General features: G+C 34.2%; 14 protein-coding genes and 2 pseudogenes. 10 read left to right on the top strand and 6 right to left on the bottom strand.

What is annotated here, in order from left to right; genetic code table 11:
* Window positions 1–4: 4 nt before the first annotated feature.
* A complete protein-coding gene (lon, locus tag ABLO99_RS01585) occupies window positions 5–2,461 on the top strand; it encodes an endopeptidase La (RefSeq protein WP_349967960.1) in 2,457 nt (818 codons plus the stop codon).
* Between the two features lie 98 nt (window positions 2,462–2,559).
* Here lon and ABLO99_RS01590 read toward each other — a convergent pair whose 3' ends face one another.
* Both ABLO99_RS01590 and ABLO99_RS01595 read right to left on the bottom strand, forming a co-directional pair.
* On the bottom strand, window positions 2,560–4,116 hold the full coding sequence (locus ABLO99_RS01590; protein ID WP_349967962.1) for a penicillin-binding transpeptidase domain-containing protein: 1,557 nt from the start codon (window positions 4,114–4,116) through the stop codon (window positions 2,560–2,562).
* Window positions 4,071–4,907, bottom strand: a complete 837-nt coding sequence (locus ABLO99_RS01595) for a polysaccharide deacetylase family protein (protein WP_047758896.1) — start codon at window positions 4,905–4,907, stop codon at window positions 4,071–4,073. The genes ABLO99_RS01590 and ABLO99_RS01595 overlap by 46 nt, the downstream gene beginning before the upstream one ends.
* A 120-nt stretch (window positions 4,908–5,027) precedes the next feature.
* On the opposite strand from ABLO99_RS01595, the gene ABLO99_RS01600 reads away from it, so the two are divergent.
* The 6 genes from ABLO99_RS01600 to ABLO99_RS01625 all read left to right on the top strand — a co-directional run bounded on the left by ABLO99_RS01600 (window position 5,028) and on the right by ABLO99_RS01625 (window position 10,596).
* Entirely contained in the window at window positions 5,028–6,536 is a 1,509-nt protein-coding gene (locus ABLO99_RS01600; RefSeq protein WP_349967963.1) for a YifB family Mg chelatase-like AAA ATPase, read from the top strand.
* A gap of 84 nt (window positions 6,537–6,620) precedes the next feature.
* Window positions 6,621–7,148 carry a hypothetical protein gene (locus tag ABLO99_RS01605; protein WP_349967964.1) on the top strand — a complete coding sequence of 176 codons (528 nt, stop codon included), beginning with the start codon at window positions 6,621–6,623 and terminating at the stop codon, window positions 7,146–7,148.
* Between the two features lie 223 nt (window positions 7,149–7,371).
* Complete coding sequence (gene ftsZ / locus ABLO99_RS01610) at window positions 7,372–8,556, top strand: cell division protein FtsZ (protein ID WP_047758894.1); 1,185 nt, start codon at window positions 7,372–7,374, stop codon at window positions 8,554–8,556.
* Window positions 8,556–8,954, top strand: a complete 399-nt coding sequence (locus tag ABLO99_RS01615) for an EVE domain-containing protein (RefSeq protein ID WP_349967966.1) — start codon at window positions 8,556–8,558, stop codon at window positions 8,952–8,954. Before ftsZ ends, ABLO99_RS01615 begins: the two co-directional genes overlap by 1 nt.
* Before the next feature lie 339 nt (window positions 8,955–9,293).
* The gene (gene ybeY / locus ABLO99_RS01620; RefSeq protein ID WP_047758892.1) at window positions 9,294–9,752 is read left to right on the top strand and encodes an rRNA maturation RNase YbeY; all 459 of its coding nucleotides are present in this window, start codon (window positions 9,294–9,296) and stop codon (window positions 9,750–9,752) included.
* Window positions 9,753–9,807: 55 nt separating this feature from the next.
* Window positions 9,808–10,596: a succinate dehydrogenase iron-sulfur subunit gene (locus tag ABLO99_RS01625; RefSeq protein ID WP_047758891.1), complete on the top strand. Its 789-nt coding sequence runs from the start codon at window positions 9,808–9,810 to the stop codon at window positions 10,594–10,596.
* Between the two features lie 3 nt (window positions 10,597–10,599).
* On the opposite strand, the gene ABLO99_RS01630 is transcribed toward ABLO99_RS01625, so the two are convergent.
* From ABLO99_RS01630 to ABLO99_RS01645, 4 genes are read right to left on the bottom strand one after another with little or no spacing between them, the layout of a single operon-like run.
* Window positions 10,600–11,736 (bottom strand): hypothetical protein, encoded by a 1,137-nt coding sequence (locus ABLO99_RS01630; protein WP_349967968.1) that lies wholly within the window; start codon window positions 11,734–11,736, stop codon window positions 10,600–10,602.
* Between the two features lie 48 nt (window positions 11,737–11,784).
* Entirely contained in the window at window positions 11,785–12,564 is a 780-nt protein-coding gene (locus ABLO99_RS01635; protein ID WP_047758890.1) for a GNAT family N-acetyltransferase, read from the bottom strand.
* Entirely contained in the window at window positions 12,554–13,036 is a 483-nt protein-coding gene (locus tag ABLO99_RS01640) for a phosphatidylglycerophosphatase A (protein WP_047758889.1), read from the bottom strand. Before ABLO99_RS01640 ends, ABLO99_RS01635 begins: the two co-directional genes overlap by 11 nt.
* A 19-nt stretch (window positions 13,037–13,055) precedes the next feature.
* Entirely contained in the window at window positions 13,056–14,039 is a 984-nt protein-coding gene (locus ABLO99_RS01645) for an NAD(P)H-dependent glycerol-3-phosphate dehydrogenase (protein WP_047758888.1), read from the bottom strand.
* 332 nt (window positions 14,040–14,371) lie between these two features.
* On the opposite strand from ABLO99_RS01645, the gene ABLO99_RS01650 reads away from it, so the two are divergent.
* The 3 genes and pseudogenes from ABLO99_RS01650 to ABLO99_RS01660 all read left to right on the top strand — a co-directional run.
* Window positions 14,372–15,139, top strand: coding sequence for a response regulator transcription factor (locus ABLO99_RS01650; protein ID WP_114516870.1), 768 nt, complete (start codon window positions 14,372–14,374; stop codon window positions 15,137–15,139).
* A gap of 362 nt (window positions 15,140–15,501) precedes the next feature.
* Window positions 15,502–16,568, top strand: a pseudogene (locus ABLO99_RS01655) (IS4 family transposase).
* A 65-nt stretch (window positions 16,569–16,633) separates the two neighbouring features.
* A pseudogene (locus ABLO99_RS01660) lies at window positions 16,634–17,080 on the top strand (hypothetical protein); the annotation flags it as partial.
* Window positions 17,081–17,440: the final 360 nt, after the last annotated feature.

Genomic DNA, 17,440 nt, shown 5'->3' on the forward strand with positions numbered 1-17,440 from the left:
TATTATGAGTATTGAACGTGCTGTAAACTTTAATTCTGCTGTATTACCAGTATTACCTCTAAGAGATGTAGTAATTTTTCCAAATATAATGGTACCTTTATTCATAGGTAGAGAAAAATCTGTTCATGCATTAGAGTATGCAATAAGTAGCAGTAGTCACCAAAATGAGATTTTTCTTATAGCACAAAAAGATGGCTCTGTTGATAATCCAGAATCAGAGGATCTTTATAAAGTAGGTGTGTTAGCAAACATTATACAACCATTAATAAAACTGCCTGACAACGCGGTAAAAGTCATGATTCAGGGAGTGAGAAGGGGAGAAGTTATAGAATATATTAGCTCTCATACTTTATTACAGGCTAAAGTAGCATTGGATGGTTATTATGAATATGGAGAAAATGAAGATAATATTGATTTAGAAGCTTTAAGGCGGTCTGTTATAGATGCATTCGACAGTTGGTGTAAATTAAACAAGAAAAGTCAGCCCGAGATTATCATTAACCCTATTGATCAAGTCAAAGAGGTTGATCAACTTGTAGACATGGTAGCTTCACACTTAAATATAAAGGTATCAGATAAGCAAAACATACTTGAAGTTTATAACCCAAAAGAGCGTTTAAAAAAAGTTTTTGCTCTTGTTGAGAGAGAAATAAGTATTTTGAGCGCACAAAACCACTTGTATAAAACAATTAAATCACAGGTTGAAAGTACTCAGAAAGTTTACTACCTTAACGAGCAATTAAAAGCTATACAGAAAGAATTAGGTGAATTTGAAAATGGGGATGAAGGGAATATACTCAATGAATTTGAAAAAAAGATAAATGAAACAAAGCTTTCTCAAGAAGCGAGAGAAAAAGCCATAACTGACTTGAAGAGATATAAGAAAATGAATCCCATTTCTCCTGAAGCAACAGTTATATCTAGTTACTTGCATTGGTTGCTTGATTTGCCGTGGGGAAAGTACAAAGATGCAAAAATTAACTTAAATGCAGCTAAAAAAATCTTAGATGAAAATCATTATGGCATAGAGAAAGTAAAAGATAGAATAATAGAATTTTTAGCAGTATTAAAGAGAGTAAAAGAGATAAAAGGTCCTATACTTTGCTTAGTTGGACCACCTGGTGTTGGTAAAACTTCTTTAGCTAAGTCTATGGCAAAAGCAGTAGGAAGAGATTTTGTTCGCATATCTCTTGGTGGTGTACGTGATGAGTCTGAAATACGAGGACATAGAAAAACTTATATTGGCTCAATGCCTGGTAGAATTATTCAACATATGAAAAAAGCTAAGTCATGCAATCCACTTTTTCTGCTTGATGAAATAGATAAGATGGGTTCTGATTCGCGTGGCGATCCTGCATCTGCATTACTTGAGGTTTTAGATACTGAGCATAATAAACACTTTACGGATCATTACTTGGAAGTTGAGTTTGATCTTTCAAGTGTAATGTTTGTAGCTACAGCAAATAGCTTAAATTTGCCACATCCTTTGCGTGATAGGATGGAAGTTATACAATTATCCGGGTATACCGAAGATGAGAAGATCAGTATTGCTACACATCACCTTATTCCAAAATTAAAGAAAGAGCATGGTTTGCATCAGAAGGAGTGGGAAATAACTAATGAAGCATTATACGAGTTGATACGTTTATATACACGTGAGAGCGGCGTGCGAAGCATGGAAAGGGAACTTGCAAAGCTCATGAGGAAAGCAGTTAAAGTAATATTAACTGATAAAAATAAGAAAATATCGGTGGAGGTTGGTAATTTACAAGATTATCTAGGGGTACGTAAGTATATCTTTGGCATTGCAGAAAATGAGAGTTTGGTAGGGGTAGTAACTGGTCTCGCCTATACTGAAACAGGTGGTGATATTTTGATGATAGAGTCAGTCCTAATTCCGGGTAAGGGGGAAATAAAATACACAGGAAAGCTTGGAGAGGTTATGCAAGAGTCTATAAAAGCTGCATATAGTTATGTACGGTCAAATTGTTTATTTTTCGGTATAAAACCCGAAAAATTTCAAAATAATGATATACATTTGCATGTACCTGAGGGTGCTGTGCCAAAAGATGGTCCCTCTGCTGGCAGTGCAGTATGTACATCTATTGTTTCTCTTATGACAAATATACCAGCTAACAAAAGTGTTGCTATGACAGGCGAAGTAACATTGCGTGGTAGAGTTTTAGCTATTGGGGGCTTGAGAGAGAAGTTGCTTGCTGCGCTAAGAGGATCGATCAAAACTGTGATTATACCAAGTGAAAATGAGAAAGATATGCAAGAGATTCCTGCAAATATTAAAAAAGGGATCAACGTAATTTTTGCTAAGAATATTGATAAAGTTATAAAAGTTGCTTTGATGCACCCTATTACTTCAATTGATGATAACAATGAAAGTAGTGTGTCTCTCTCTATAGAAAATAAAGATAATGCCTTTCCTTTGTCAGAAACATTAAAGCACTAAATTGAAAGGTTTATACAATTTTCGTTTCTTTTTTCAGTCTAAACAGTTATGATTTGGATAGATGAATTACAAGTAACATATATGACCATTTCATAAGGTCATTTTTCAAGCATATATCGCAATATCTCACTAGCAATTGCAACATCTTGGCGTGGAGCTTTGCCGTGTTCTATAAACACTGAGATTGCATAGCGCGGATCATGGTAGGGGCCATAAGCGATAAACAATTTATGACTTTCACCCTTAGAGTTTATCTCTGGTGTACCAGTTTTTCCAGCAATTTGTACACTGCCTAGCCCTTTTCTATAGTTAGAATTCACCACGTCAAACATAGCTTTTCGAACCACACTAAGATGCTCATGATTCACATCAATATCAAGAAAGTCTTGCCCTGATTTACTCATCTCAATGTGGGGAATTACCTCCTTTCCTGTTGCAACCCTCGCTGCAAGAACCGCAAGCTGTAATGGCGTTGTAAGTAAATACCCTTGTCCTATAACTAAGTTAATGGTATCACCTAAATACCACTCTGAATATAGCTTGCGTGCACGCCAATCCACATCAGGCAACAATCCCGGAGCTTCTTCCTTAAACATTCCAATTAATGGTCCACTTCCTATACCAAATTTGCTAGCCATTTCTAGTAGAGAATCTACATTTATTTTTTTTCCTATATTATAAAAGTAAGTGTTGCATGAGAAGGCCATTGCCTCGTTTAAAGATACATATCCATGGACTTTGCTTTTTAGGCAACGAAATTTCCGCTCACCTATCTTCATATAGCCCCTACACGAGAATTTTTCTTCTGGTGTTATTATTCCATCTTTTAAACCCGCAAGCGCATCTATTATTTTAAATATTGAACCAGGTGGAATTTGATATGATAATGCACGGTTTACAAGCGGTAATGAAGGATTGTTTAAATTTTCCCAAGTTTCATTTGATAATCTGCTAGTGAAAAGATTATTATCGTAAGAAGGTGAATTATACAATGCTAAAATTTCTCCGTTATTTACATCAATTACCACTGTGGAACCTTGGTGGTCTTTAAATACCTCTGCAATTTTCCTCTGCAAATCAACGTCAATTGTCAGCTGTACATCTTGTCCGTCTTGCTGCGGTATGCTAGATAACTCTCTCATGATACGCTTCTTAGAATTTATTTCCTGCTCAGACTTTCCTGGCTTGCCTTTTAATATATGATCATATGTATATTCAATGCCGCTGACCCCTGCTTCGTTTATGCCTTGCTGTCTTTTTGTATATCCGACTATATGAGAACATATCGAACCAAACGGGTAGTAACGTTTATAAAGAGCAGTTATTTTCGTTTCTGATGATTTTGTCGCATCAGGTTTAATTTCTGATAACATTTGCAAATCAACTTCCCTAGTAAAGGTTCTTTGCCCATCAAACAAAACAATATACGAAATTTTGTTTACTGCGAGTTCAGCGCTATTCCTATCCAAAATCCTGCCTCGTTTAGGCACAATAGTAACAACTTTTATCCTATTATTATTGGATAGCACTTCATATTTTTGTCTATCTCGTACTTGTAAAGTATACAACCTATAACTAAAAATAGCAAAAATAGTAAGCTGAATACCACCTAATATAAATGCTCTGCGGTTGAAGACCTTGTTTTTTGTCCACATAGGATTCCTTTAAAATGCACTCCTCCTCCTTTTATTGGCACATTTCTAGCTTTTACTACATTACAAACCCTTTCCTCCCACTCACTTAAGGTAACAAACTCGTAACCTGATTTTTTTAGTATTTCAATAATCTGAGGTAAAGCTTCAACTGTATTTGACTTGTTATCGTGATCATGGAATAATATAATTGCTCCATTATGTGCGTTGCTTACAATTCTTTCAATTAAAATCTCTGATTTATCGCCTTGCCAGTCCAGAGAGTCAACTGTCCATAATATGGAATACATATTTAATCTATTAGTATTTTCGATCAAATTATCATTGTGACATCCATATGGTGGACGAAACCATTTTACACTCTGTTCTGTTACATTTTTAATTGCTATATTTGTCTTTTCCAACTCTTGCAATTGTTCCTCACTTGAAAGTGATGTCAACTTCCTATGCGACCAAGAGTGATTGCCTAACTCATGACCTGCTTCATGGATTTTCTTTACTATCTCATATGTTTTTTTATTTATACGTTCACCAAGCACAAAAAATGTCGCTTTTGTTTTATTGCTCTCCAGAATATTAATAATATCTCCTGCTCTATTATAAGACGGTCCATCATCAAACGTAAGTGCAACAAACTTATCTTTGTTATTCAATAATTTCTTTATATTACTTAAATTTCTATATGATAGATCCAAATCACAACTGAGCCCACGATACGGTAAGTTAAAGTTACAATCACTACAGAAAACTGCGCTTGAATATAGCAAAAGAAAAGCGATTATTCTTATAAACATATATAATCAGCAAAGTGATAGAATACTGCACTTTTTTGCTAAATTAAACCACTTTTAACAGCTACTGTTTACTTCGTTACTTTGTCAATATATTATATTAATAACTTTATATAATATAGTATGATTGCAAATATAAATACCGTTGCACTTCAGGGAACCAGCACAGTAAATGTTAATGCACAAATTCACATGGCAAATGGTATTCCAGCTTTTAATATTGTTGGACTGCCGGATAAAACTGTTGCAGAATCTAAAGAGCGCATCAGAGCGGCATTAAACTCAATTAATTTACTACTACCTCCAAAAAGAATCACAGTTAATCTTTCCCCTGCGGATTTGCTTAAAGAAGGTAGTCATTATGACTTAGCTATTGCTGTTGGACTACTTGTTGTCATGAATGTGATACCAGTTGAAAAAGTTCAGTCTTATATAATTATGGGCGAGCTTGCACTAGACAGCAGAGTCATACCAATCTCAGGAGTACTTCCAACAGCGATCAATGCAAAACAGGTAAATAAAGGAGTAATTTGCCCGAGAGGAAATGGTGTAGAAACTGTATGGGTGAAGAATGTTTCAATTCTGGCTATAGAGAAATTAACTGATATTATCAGACACTTTAAGGGTGAGCAATTAATTCAGCCGGTAACTTTTAATTATAGCGCTGCACCCAAAGAAAAAAGATTGGTTCCCGATATGAAGGATATCAAAGGCCAAGTTGTTGCAAAAAGAGCAGCCGAAATTGCGGCGGCAGGTGGGCATAATATGCTTCTTGTTGGCCCTCCTGGTACTGGAAAATCAATGCTTGCTAAGCGCTTTATAGGATTGCTGCCTGATTTGACCGAACAGGAGATGATTGACGTTAATATTATTTCCAGTATAATAAAGACTGGTAATGAAATATTCAAAGTAGCGCGTCCCTTTCGTGAACCTCATCATTCATGCTCTATGCCAGCAATGATAGGGGGAGGAAAGAATGCAAAACCCGGAGAAATTACCATGGCTCATAATGGCGTGTTATTCCTTGATGAGCTACCTGAATTTCCAAGACTTGTGCTTGATTCTCTACGCCAACCACTTGAAGATAGAAAAGTTACCGTTGCAAGGGCAAATGCTCACATAACCTACCCTGCAAATTTTCAACTGATTGCTGCAATGAACCCTTGCAGGTGCGGTTATTTAGGTGATGCAAGCAGATCGTGCAACAAAGCTCCAAAGTGTGGCACAGATTACAAAAACAAAATATCAGGCCCATTGCTTGATAGAATAGACATATGCATTGAAATGCCAAACGTTAGCATACTCTCTCCTGAAATCTCTATGGAGGGAGAAAGTAGTAAAATCATAAGAGAAGGAGTGGTAGCAGCAAGAAAAGTTCAAACTGAGCGCTATAGTGAATTAAATATTCGTTGCAATTCAGAAGTAAGCGGTGAAGCATTTAATAAATTTACTGAACCAGATCAGGCAGGGTTAGAATTGCTAAAATATGTACTGAAAGAAAATTACATTTCCAATCGAGGCTACACACGCGTATTAAAAGTTGCAAGAACAATTGCAGATCTTGCAAAAAGTGAAGAAGTAAAAAGAGCACACATTGCTGAAGCGCTGAATTACAGAATAAGATTATACTAATAAATTAAATTACTTGACAGGCAGCTTTTTTTACTATATATTATTCTTAATAAAATTTTAATATTCTATTTAAGGAGTAGAGTTATGACAGTAAATGTTTTAGAAGATGATTCCCTCTGGGAAGCTAATGGAAAAGGGTGGGATCAGTCTGAGGAAGGGTTTTTGAATACAACTAAGGGTGTTGCTAGCGCAAATTGGCAATACGTATGTCACCATCCATACAAGACGGCCGCGACTTTTGTAGCAATTGCAGCAGTAGCTTCGCTTACAGCAGCTTATTTTTTGAGTCCAGCTTATGCGGCTTTCGTCGGTACGGTTGGAACAAAGGCTGCAACACTCGTTAGTCCTGCTATTACTGCAGTATCTGCATTTTTAGTTGCTCATCCACTAGTTGCTAGTTTTATAGTTGTTGCTGCGGTGGCAGCTTTAATAGCTGCACCTGTATATGCATATATGAACAGTAGTAAGGCGGGTCAAATTGGTGGAGTGAAGGAGTTATTAAACAAAGTGAATGATACTACCAGGCTCGATGTAGGGAATCCGAAAACAGTTTTAGACAAGATTGCTGCAGAAGTCGGTTGGGAACAAAAAGCAGCCTCAACAAAAGGGTAGTTTCTATCCCTTTTTTCATAGATATTTCTATTTTTTGCACCAGTGGAGTTACACTCTCTATAGGTGCAAAATTTTTGCCTGTTGTTTTATGGTACTTGAGTATTATTAAGAATAAGTAAACCATATTTACTATTTATAGCCTATAGAAGTGAAAAGTATTTGCATATTATTAAAAAAGCGGTAACTTACTATCAAGTGAATTCGCTAAATTTGAGTAATTTAAATGTCTATTGATCTTAGTCTGCCGGAGTTACCTATATTACACCCAAGGATTACCGTTGTGGGAGTGGGTGGTGCTGGTGGAAATGCTGTGAACAACATGATTCAATCCAATTTACAAGGAGTAAATTTTGTTGTAGCAAATACCGATGCTCAAGCGTTAGAGAAGTCATTATGTGATAAAAAAATTCAACTTGGTATTAACTTAACTAAGGGCCTTGGTGCTGGTGCTTTGCCTGATGTTGGTAAAGGTGCAGCAGAAGAATCAATTGATGAAATTATGGAGCATATAAAAGATAGCCATATGCTCTTTATCACAGCAGGGATGGGTGGTGGTACTGGAACAGGTGCTGCACCGGTAATTGCAAAAGCAGCCAGAGAAGCAAGAGCGGTAGTTAAAGATAAAGGAGCAAAAGAAAAAAAGATACTGACTGTTGGAGTTGTAACTAAGCCGTTCGGTTTTGAAGGTGTGCGACGTATGCGCATTGCAGAGCTTGGACTTGAAGAGTTGCAAAAATACGTAGATACACTTATTGTCATTCCCAATCAAAATTTATTTAGAATTGCTAACGAGAAAACTACATTTGCTGACGCATTTCAACTCGCCGATAATGTTCTGCATATTGGCATAAGAGGAGTAACTGATTTGATGATCATGCCAGGACTGATTAATCTTGATTTTGCTGATATAGAAACAGTAATGAGTGAGATGGGTAAGGCAATGATTGGTACTGGAGAAGCAGAAGGAGAAGATAGGGCAATTAGTGCTGCAGAGGCTGCGATATCTAATCCATTGCTTGACAATGTATCAATGAAAGGTGCGCAAGGAATATTGATTAATATTACTGGTGGTGGAGACATGACTCTATTTGAAGTTGATTCTGCAGCCAATAGAGTGCGTGAAGAAGTGGATGAAAATGCAAATATAATATTTGGTGCCACTTTTGATCAGGCGATGGAGGGAAGAGTTAGAGTTTCTGTTCTTGCAACTGGCATTGATAGCTGTAACGACAATTCATCTGTTAATCAAAACAAGATCCCAGCAGAGGAAAAAAATTTTAAATGGCCTTATAATCAAATTCCAACATTAGAAACAAAAGAATATGCTTCAACTGAGCAAACAAACGAAAGAGTTAAGTGGGGTAGCAATGTTTATGATATACCAGCTTATTTAAGAAGAAAAAAATAATGCAATTTTGGCTACTAAAGTCAGAACCAAGTGAATACTCGTGGCAAAAAATGGGAAAGGAGCAGGTGACGCGGTGGAATGGTGTATGCAATTATCAAGCTCAAAATTACATGAGAGCTATGAAATTAGGCGACCTTGCATTTTTTTATCATACAGGTAAAGAGAGAGTTATACTTGGAATAGTTGAAGTATTAAAGGAGTATTATCATGTTTATAATTCCAAATTTGGACTAGTGAATGTAAAACTTTTGAAACCTTTAAGTAACCAAGTGACGTTAAAAAGTATAAAACAAAACCCACTTTTGAAAAATATGGTTATATTAAAACAATCACGTTTATCAGTTTCTCCAGTTTTAGAGACTGAGTGGAATGAAATAATAAGGATGAGTGATGTGTAATACCTGTTGCCAAACAATATTACCTCAGCACACAACATACAGCTGTATGAGTGTTTGTTTCGAAGTAGCCGATTTTTCATCAAACACAAAGCAGTGCTTGACACTGGAATCTGCCTGTAATGCAACCACATTAAAAATGTTGTGTTTTAATATAGCTTTTATATTCACTCACCTAATATCTAATCAGAATTCCTGGATCCCAATGTCGGGGCACTGGGATGGCATCCTTCTAGTGTACAATATTCGTATAGTTGTATGTATGATACGATGGTCTATAACTCTTCTTTTTTGGGTTTCAATGTCAAGTTATGGGATAATGTCCTTTCTGGTGCGTTATTCATGTTAGAAGTAAACATTCTTGATAAGAGGTGGCATAGTATTACGGAGGACCCAGAGAGTTTTGTATTAAATATTATTAATGCTTCTCTAAAAGAATTAATAATAGACCACTATAAACCAAATATATCAATAGCTCTCGCTGATGATAACTTGCTACATCAACTTAATCTTAAGTTTAGAAAAATAGACAAGCCAACTAATGTACTATCATTTCCATGCGAACAATTATCTAGTAAATGTGATCTAGGAGACATAGCAATTGCAATAGATACAATAGAAAGAGAGTCTCATGAGTACTGTATATCCATCCTTACTCACACTGCACACATGTTAGTTCATGGATTATTGCATTTACTTGGCTATGATCATCAAAAAGAAGATGAGGAAATTATAATGAAGAATTTAGAAAATAAGATTTTAGCTTTGCTTGAATTTGAAAAGGAAAAGTATGGTAGATAATACCAAAATATGTTATTTACAAATAAAGGGGTTTTAGCTGTAAAAGGTAAGCAATATGGTTCAGTTTTCTTTGCCAAAGAATTCTAAAGTTAATAAAAAGGGCAAAATTTATCCTACTCCTACTGGAGCAAAAAATATTAGAAGATTTCAAATTTACCGTTGGTCTGCTGATGATGATAAAAATCCAAGAATAGACACATTTTTTATCGATATGGATAATTGTGGTCCTATGGTACTTGATGCATTAATAAAAATAAAGGACGAAATAGATTCGACCTTAACTTTTAGACGTTCTTGCAGAGAAGGGATATGTGGATCTTGTGCAATGAATATAGATGGTACCAACACTCTTGCATGCACTAAATCTATATGTGATATAAAAGGTGAAATAAAAATATATCCACTACCTCATATGTTTATAGTAAAGGATCTAGTTTCAGATCTAAGCCAATTTTATGAGCAGTATAAATCAATTAAGCCTTGGTTACAGACAGACAAACCTACCCTGCCGAATAAAGAATATCCTCAATCTCCTGAAGATAGAAAAAAATTAGATGGTCTGTCTGATTGTATACTATGTGCTTGCTGTTCGACTGGTTGCCCAAGCTATTGGTGGAATAGTGATAAATTTTTAGGGCCAGCAATATTACTGCAAGCTTACAGATGGATTGCCGACAGTCGTGATAATAAGACAGGAGAAAGACTTGATTCTTTAAACGACCCATTTAAGTTGTATCGTTGTCATACAATAATGAACTGTACAAAAACCTGTCCGAAAGGGCTTAATCCAGCAAGAGCGATAGCAAAAGTAAAACAGCTCATGGTAGAGAGAGAAGGAGTTTGAGCATTATTTCTTACACTCTTCGTAAGAAAATAGTAAACCCTCTGAAGCGTAGGGTATTGTTAATACTCTAAACGTTCTTCCATTCATGAAATGCATTGTTTCATCATATGATTCAAATAATCCTTTGAACAACTCATGTCTTTGTTTACTAATAGTTTGAAAATCCTCTTTTCCTAAAAGCTTTTTAGATTCGAATAGGTAAAGCATAATTTCGTGATAAGTTGGGTCAGATGCCAAAAATTTTGGGTCAAACTGAAAAGTTTTTATAAAAGCATTATTATAAAATTTTAACTCTTGATTCTTACTATATATCGCTACAGCAATCGATAACTTCTCAAGCAAACTTTTTTGTGCAGCCAAACAATTGTTTAGCTCAGTATGTAATTTTTCTTCATCACTAACATCTTTTCCATACATTACCATGCTACTAGAATTTTGTATTGGAACTTTAACAAAATTAAAAACCTTAGGTTCGTTCTTGTAAGTTATTACACACTTTCCTGGTTTTACGTTATAGGAGCCACTCGCAACAGTAAATTTTTTAGAGCTGCCTATATATTTATCATAAAATAAGTTATAAAACCTTACTTTTTCATTCTTGTTGCACTTCAGTATTGGAAATGGTAAAGAGTCAAAAACTTTTTTATAGCTTTCCACTTCTCGCATAAGCTTACTATTTTCTAACTCAAGTTCGTTAGCTTTTATCTTATAATCTGAGATATTCCTTATCCATAACAACACACCAATCACGTTATTAGAGTAATCTATTATGCTTCTACCATAACATGTACAATAAACCTCACTGTCTTTTGACTTTAAATCTAGAGTAAAAGATTTATTTATTTCCTTTGCCTCAGCAAAGCTTGTAATTAAGCTTTCTGATTGCTCAAAAAAATTTACAAACTCATTAAACGAATAAAAAACAGTATTAAGCAAAATTAGTAAATTGGGAGAGAACTTTTCTATACGTTTTTTTGCATCCCAAATATAAAATCCATCATTTACAGTATCTATTAAATTATTTATGATAACATTTTGATGTTGTAAGTCTTTAATTTTATTACTAATTTTTAATTTAGAATATGAGAAAAAGAAGAATATTAGAATTAATATTAAAATTACTTCATACAAAAAAAACATAGCGTTGTTAAAACGAACGTAAAAACTTGCAACTGCTCAGCAAAGAAATTATACTGAAGAGGTATATAGATAAAGGTTGCCCAACATCTGAAAACCTAACCTCTTGTAAAGGTTTACAGAAGGTTTCATACAATGTGCTACTACATATTTGCATTCAAGTTGCTTAGCTATCTTTATTCTTTCTAAAACAATTTGAGTACCTAACCCATGATCCCTATAAATTGGCAAAACCCCATCACTATAAAAACCAGCTACGCTGTCTTGAATATAAAGACCGCATGTCCCAATAATTTCATTATTTAATTTTACAAGAAAAAATCTTAATCCTGAGCTCTTATCATCATAATTTGATAACCGGCGAAAAAATGTGCTGACAATTCCAACATTATGATAAAAAATTTTAGAAGTGTGCAAATCTAACTGTTCTAAGAGTTCACTACTATTTACAATATTCAATCTCAAATTCGGAACAGCATCAGCAGGTAAAAAATAATTTTTCATATTAAGTAAAGCTTTTTTGGGTGTGCTAACGTGTTTTATTTCATACTTTTCTAAAATATCTCTTGTTTTTAGATGTGAGTCCATTACCCATGTTGCTTCTATATTTCTTGCTCTGAGATAATCTAGAGTTCTCCATATAGAAAGCTCAGTACATTGATCTTCACAAAACACAAAATTAAATAATGACTCCCTAGTACCATTTATTGTAAATATAATGTTATCAAATCTATCATGTATTTCCCACTTGGATAAATTCGTTGCATAAAGTATATAATCCTTCAGGTTTTGAACAATTAAGTTTGAATAATAAATTTTTTTATCCTGCATAAACCAACAATAAACAATAAAAGGCTCCTATAAAAACGCAGGCTAAAATTGCAGCTACAACATCATCTAGCATAATACCCAAAGGACCTTTGGTATTCCTATCAATCAAATTTATAGGCCACACTTTTATTATATCAAAAAACCTAAAGGAGAAAAAGCACGCCAACAATACAGAGCTATTCATTTCTTGGTCTAATAATATTGAAACTAGAAGTACTGTCAGCAATTGACCAACTACTTCATCAATTACTACCTCTTTTGGATCACATGGAGCTTTGTAATGTTGTATATAATTGCCTGTAGACCATAATCCAATCAAAAATAAAAAAAAAATAATTGCTACACCTAAAATTCTGTCACTCAGTATTACGGGAACAATTGGGTAAGCAGCCAAGCTGCCTATAGTACCTGGCATGTTTTTTACCGTGCCAGATAGCCACCATGTTGATATCAGTTTATATAAAAATTTCATAATATACCGAAATACAAAACTAAGTTACAAGAACAGAAATAGTATCTTTTATGGAGGTATTTTCATATAATAATCTATAGATCGCTTCACATACAGGCATTTTTATCTTTAGCTTTCCTGCTAAATCAAACGCGGACTTAGCAGTGTTAAAGCCTTCAATCACTGATTTGCCTTCTGATAAAATTTGCTGAACATCAAAGCTATTGTTATTACTACCTACTTTAAATCCAAAAGATAGATTTCTTGAATTCAAGGATGTGCATGTCATAACTAGATCACCTAAACATGCTGGCCCAAGTAGTGTATTCATATCTATATTATGGTCACCAACTTTTGCCGAGTATAAATTCTTAATTTCGCTCATACTCTTCGTAATCAATGCTGCATGAGCATTAAACCCAAGCTTGCTACCTAGAACAATCCCACATGCTATAGCAAAAACATTCTTTAACGCTGCACAAACTTGTATACCTATAACATCGCTACTGAGATATAACTTAACGTTTTCTTGCTGTAGCTCTGATACTAGTTTTGGACATAATACATCATTTTGACATGCAAGAACCATCGAATATGGTAATTCTCTTGCAACTTCTATAGCAAAACTAGGGCCAGAAAAAACAGCAATAGGATTATTAGGTAAAACTTCATTGACTATTTCACTAGGTAATTTTAATGTAGATTTTTCTATTCCTTTACAAGCCAAAATTACTGCTGCATTTTTTTTTAGGTTACAATCATGCAATTGATGACATATTTCCCTTAGAGACTGAGTGGGAACAGCTAGGATTATTACTGAAGCATTAACTGTATCTTCAATAGCTAATTTTACTGATACATTATCAGAAATTGGATAACCAGGTAGCTTGTCACTTTCTCTTTTTTCCTTAATTGATTCAAATGTGGCCTCATTGCGAGTCCACAAAATTACATTTTTCTTACTACTTAGTGAAATTGCAATTGCTGTACCCCATGCACCAGCACCTAAAATTGATATTGCCACTCAATATTCCTGAAAGTATTACTTATAATTTAAAATAGTAAAACAAGTAAATTAAAAATATAACATAGATATAAAAAATAGTTAAATATCTATTAACTTAAGTATTCTTTTAATAAGAATAGCTTTTTTTCAATATTTACTAAAAATACTATTATTATTATAGTATATAATATATCTATTATATTTTAGATCTACTTGTATAATTTTGGAACGACATGTTAACTATTAATTAATAAGTGTAATTTCTATTATTCGTTAATAAAAATTTGATTTGTTACTTTCCTTGGTTATATATATTACTAAAATTATAAATTATTTATGGGGTGTAAAATATGCGTATATTATTAATTGAAGATGATCAAGTAAGTGCAAAGACTGTAGTTAATGCTTTAGCTTCCGATGGACATTTTTGCGACGTTGTTACTTCTGCACAAGATTATAACAATAATATGGTTTCCTCGGGTGGAGATTGTTACGATCTAGTTATTCTAGATATACACCTGCCTGGTGATATTGATGGATATGATATACTGTTAAGATTAAGAAGTGCAAAAATCAAAGTTCCTGTTTTAATACTTTCATGTATCTCCGCCGTCAACCATAAAGCTAAAGGACTTGGGTATGGTGCCGATGATTACTTAACCAAGCCATTTCATAAGAGCGAATTATTAGCTCGAATGAAGGCCATAGTGCGTCGTACTAAAGGTCATCCCGAATCAGTGATAAAGATTGGTAATATAAATATCAATTTTGACCACAGGGTTGTTGAAGTGAAAGGCAAAACGGTTCACCTTACTAACAAAGAGTATTCCATGATAGAATTGTTGGCATTACGTAAAGGAACGGTTTTGACAAAAGAAATGTTTTTAAACCATCTTTACAATGGCTTGGACGAACCTTCAGATAACAAGATAGTTGATGTTTTTATGTGCAAATTACGTAAGAAACTTGAAAATGCAAATGATGGAATAAGCCACATAGAAACCGTTTGGGGCAGAGGATATGTTCTAAAAGAATACATTGACGATGAAGAATATTCTAATGCTATAGGCGAAAGTAGTAGTGGATATCAAACAGAACAAGTTAAGGACAGTGCGTGAAATTATTTATTTATCCATTCATTAAAGCAGCAAAATAGGTAGACTAAGTAAGATAAAAATCAATCGTAAAAGTGAGGTAACATGGTTAATCTTTTAGAACTTTAGAAAGATTTACAACAAAAAATAAAAAAGTTGGAAGCGGAGCTAAAAAGTTAGAGGAAAAAAATAAGGCTTTAGAGATAAAGAATGCTGAGTTAAAGGAAATAAAAAAGAGACAAGCCAAGAAGCAAAAGAAACATAAGTGGTCAAATTGAGCGTAAAGGGGAGTGTAAAATAAACCATAGGCGTCAAGTTAAGGAAATAAAGGTATGAAAGAGATAGAATAATAAGTTCTCCCAGGTATACTTTTAGTGAGAGAACCAATGAATAAAATAACTTGCATCTCAAAAAAGCTCAAAGAATTTTTTAATGAAAAAGCAGACAAAATCTCAATTACAACAAGGTTTATAATTGGATTTCAGATTTACTGAAGAAGCAGTGGAATTTATGAAAAGAATGAATCTGTGGTTCTCTTTAAAAATATCTTGCAAGTTGATTGCAAAATTTTACAGCAATTAGGAAGCGTTAAATTATTGGATAGCAGTTACATTAGCATACCCGGTAGCATGGAAGATATGTACAAAGGATAGCTATAGAGATTGTGAGAGTAATACTAAATCAAGAATAAAGCTACAGTTAGTCTTTGATTACCTGAATCAAGCGCTAGATAAATTAAATTTAATGGAGGTCAGATCGAGGTTATAGGGATTATCTTGAACAGCCAATGATTTTTTGATTTTGGCTACTTTGTGCCTAGTTCTTTTAAACAGATTGACGAAGCAGGTGCATATTTTGTAAGTCGTTGATACCAATATATATGATAAATCAAAAAATAGAGCTATTGGAGTATTTGGAAGGTCAATTATCTTCAGAAAAAGATTAGGAAAGGAAGTAAAAATTAGAGTAAGAATTATATGTCAAAAACTAACTGAGTATGGCCAGAAGAAGGAAAGCTAATAGATTAGCGAGATCACAAGGATATACATCCTCTACAAAAATTGTTAAACTGGTCAATACTAATTTCCAGAAAATAAAATTAGTGCTGAGCAACAGAGTAAGGTGGCAAATTATTTAAATTGTATAAAAGCCATATCAGACTTGATAAGCTACCGTGCAGAGTATTATGTGAACTATATGCTAAATTGTGCGCAATTCTTATATTTCACGGCATAGTTGGTTGCACAGAAATGAAAAAGAATACAGTTTAACAAAGGCATTCATTGAGCTAAAAAGGCGGGTTAGAGAGTTATTTTTAGCACTAAAGAATAAAGTTAATAGTTTGAAAACTTTTCTTAAAAAGCTTACTGTAATCTGGTCAAAGTTTTCTTTGAAAGACAGATATAGGAAGACCAGGGTATCTACTTTAAGCTCTCTACATTCCTTAACTTGACGCGTATGGTTGGCTAGACTTTGCCTAGGTTGACCAACTGTATTCTAAGCGCTTTTCTTGGCGCACACATAAAAACCCTGCTCAATGATAAGGGCAACTATTTACTGCACTCGTTTGTATTGTTCATCTATGGAGGCGTGCTTGGAGTTCTAACTATTGAAGGAAACGTCACCATTCCTGCGCATTATCACGGTTCTGTAGTTGGTATTACTATAGCTTTCATGAATTTTATCTACTGGCTGTTACCAAAATTGGGCTGTAAAGAAATAAAAAGCTCCATAGCAAGATTACACATTTATGCATACAGTTTGGGACATTTTCTCCATATTACTGGCCTTGTTTGGCTTGGTGGATATGGTGCCTTAAGAAAAGTTGCAGATCTGCCAAACATTTCATCAATGTTGGCACGTGCTTGTTTTATTACGGGTGGAGCTATATCAGTTATTGGTGGAATGTTATTCGTAATAATTGTGCTTTTACATCTGCTTGAAGGCAAAGCTCGTACTAACTGACCCGTAGAAACAAAACTAAAAATTGGTATCCGTTCAGCAGAGTGGCAAAAAAGGACTGGATCCCAGACTGGGATGACATTATGGAAGTTGGAATGACAAGGAAAGAAGCACAGGTTTCAATTATTTACCGTACACCTGAACAGATATAAAAGTTGCTTTACAAACTCCGCCAATCTACTTACCATAATAATCGATTGGCCAAGTAAGTTTTTCGTTTTTAATGACGGCTGGTCAAATCACAAATTTGTGCAATTATTGTACATGGATTTAAAACTTATGAGAATTATTTTAACATTACAAGATTTGTAAGGCTCAGCGTTTAAATTTATTTCACCTATTTAGCTAATTTTTATTACAATT

This window comes from Wolbachia endosymbiont of Armadillidium arcangelii, assembly GCF_040207875.1.
Lineage (GTDB): Bacteria > Pseudomonadota > Alphaproteobacteria > Rickettsiales > Anaplasmataceae > Wolbachia.

Bases quoted from the DNA above. Each gene is read 5' to 3' on its own strand.
- ABLO99_RS01605 (WP_349967964.1), top strand. From the start codon at position 6,621: ATGACAGTAAATGTTTTAGAAGATGATTCCCTCTGGGAAGCTAATGGA.
- ftsZ (WP_047758894.1), top strand. From the start codon at position 7,372: ATGTCTATTGATCTTAGTCTGCCGGAGTTACCTATATTACACCCAAGG.
- ABLO99_RS01630 (WP_349967968.1), bottom strand. From the start codon at position 11,736: ATGTTTTTTTTGTATGAAGTAATTTTAATATTAATTCTAATATTCTTC.
- ABLO99_RS01600 (WP_349967963.1), top strand. From the start codon at position 5,028: ATGATTGCAAATATAAATACCGTTGCACTTCAGGGAACCAGCACAGTA.
- ABLO99_RS01640 (WP_047758889.1), bottom strand. From the start codon at position 13,036: ATGAAATTTTTATATAAACTGATATCAACATGGTGGCTATCTGGCACG.
- ABLO99_RS01595 (WP_047758896.1), bottom strand. From the start codon at position 4,907: ATGTTTATAAGAATAATCGCTTTTCTTTTGCTATATTCAAGCGCAGTT.
- ABLO99_RS01615 (WP_349967966.1), top strand. From the start codon at position 8,556: ATGCAATTTTGGCTACTAAAGTCAGAACCAAGTGAATACTCGTGGCAA.
- ABLO99_RS01635 (WP_047758890.1), bottom strand. From the start codon at position 12,564: ATGCAGGATAAAAAAATTTATTATTCAAACTTAATTGTTCAAAACCTG.
- ABLO99_RS01590 (WP_349967962.1), bottom strand. From the start codon at position 4,116: ATGTGGACAAAAAACAAGGTCTTCAACCGCAGAGCATTTATATTAGGT.
- lon (WP_349967960.1), top strand. From the start codon at position 5: ATGAGTATTGAACGTGCTGTAAACTTTAATTCTGCTGTATTACCAGTA.
- ABLO99_RS01650 (WP_114516870.1), top strand. From the start codon at position 14,372: ATGCGTATATTATTAATTGAAGATGATCAAGTAAGTGCAAAGACTGTA.
- ABLO99_RS01625 (WP_047758891.1), top strand. From the start codon at position 9,808: ATGGTTCAGTTTTCTTTGCCAAAGAATTCTAAAGTTAATAAAAAGGGC.
- ybeY (WP_047758892.1), top strand. From the start codon at position 9,294: ATGTTAGAAGTAAACATTCTTGATAAGAGGTGGCATAGTATTACGGAG.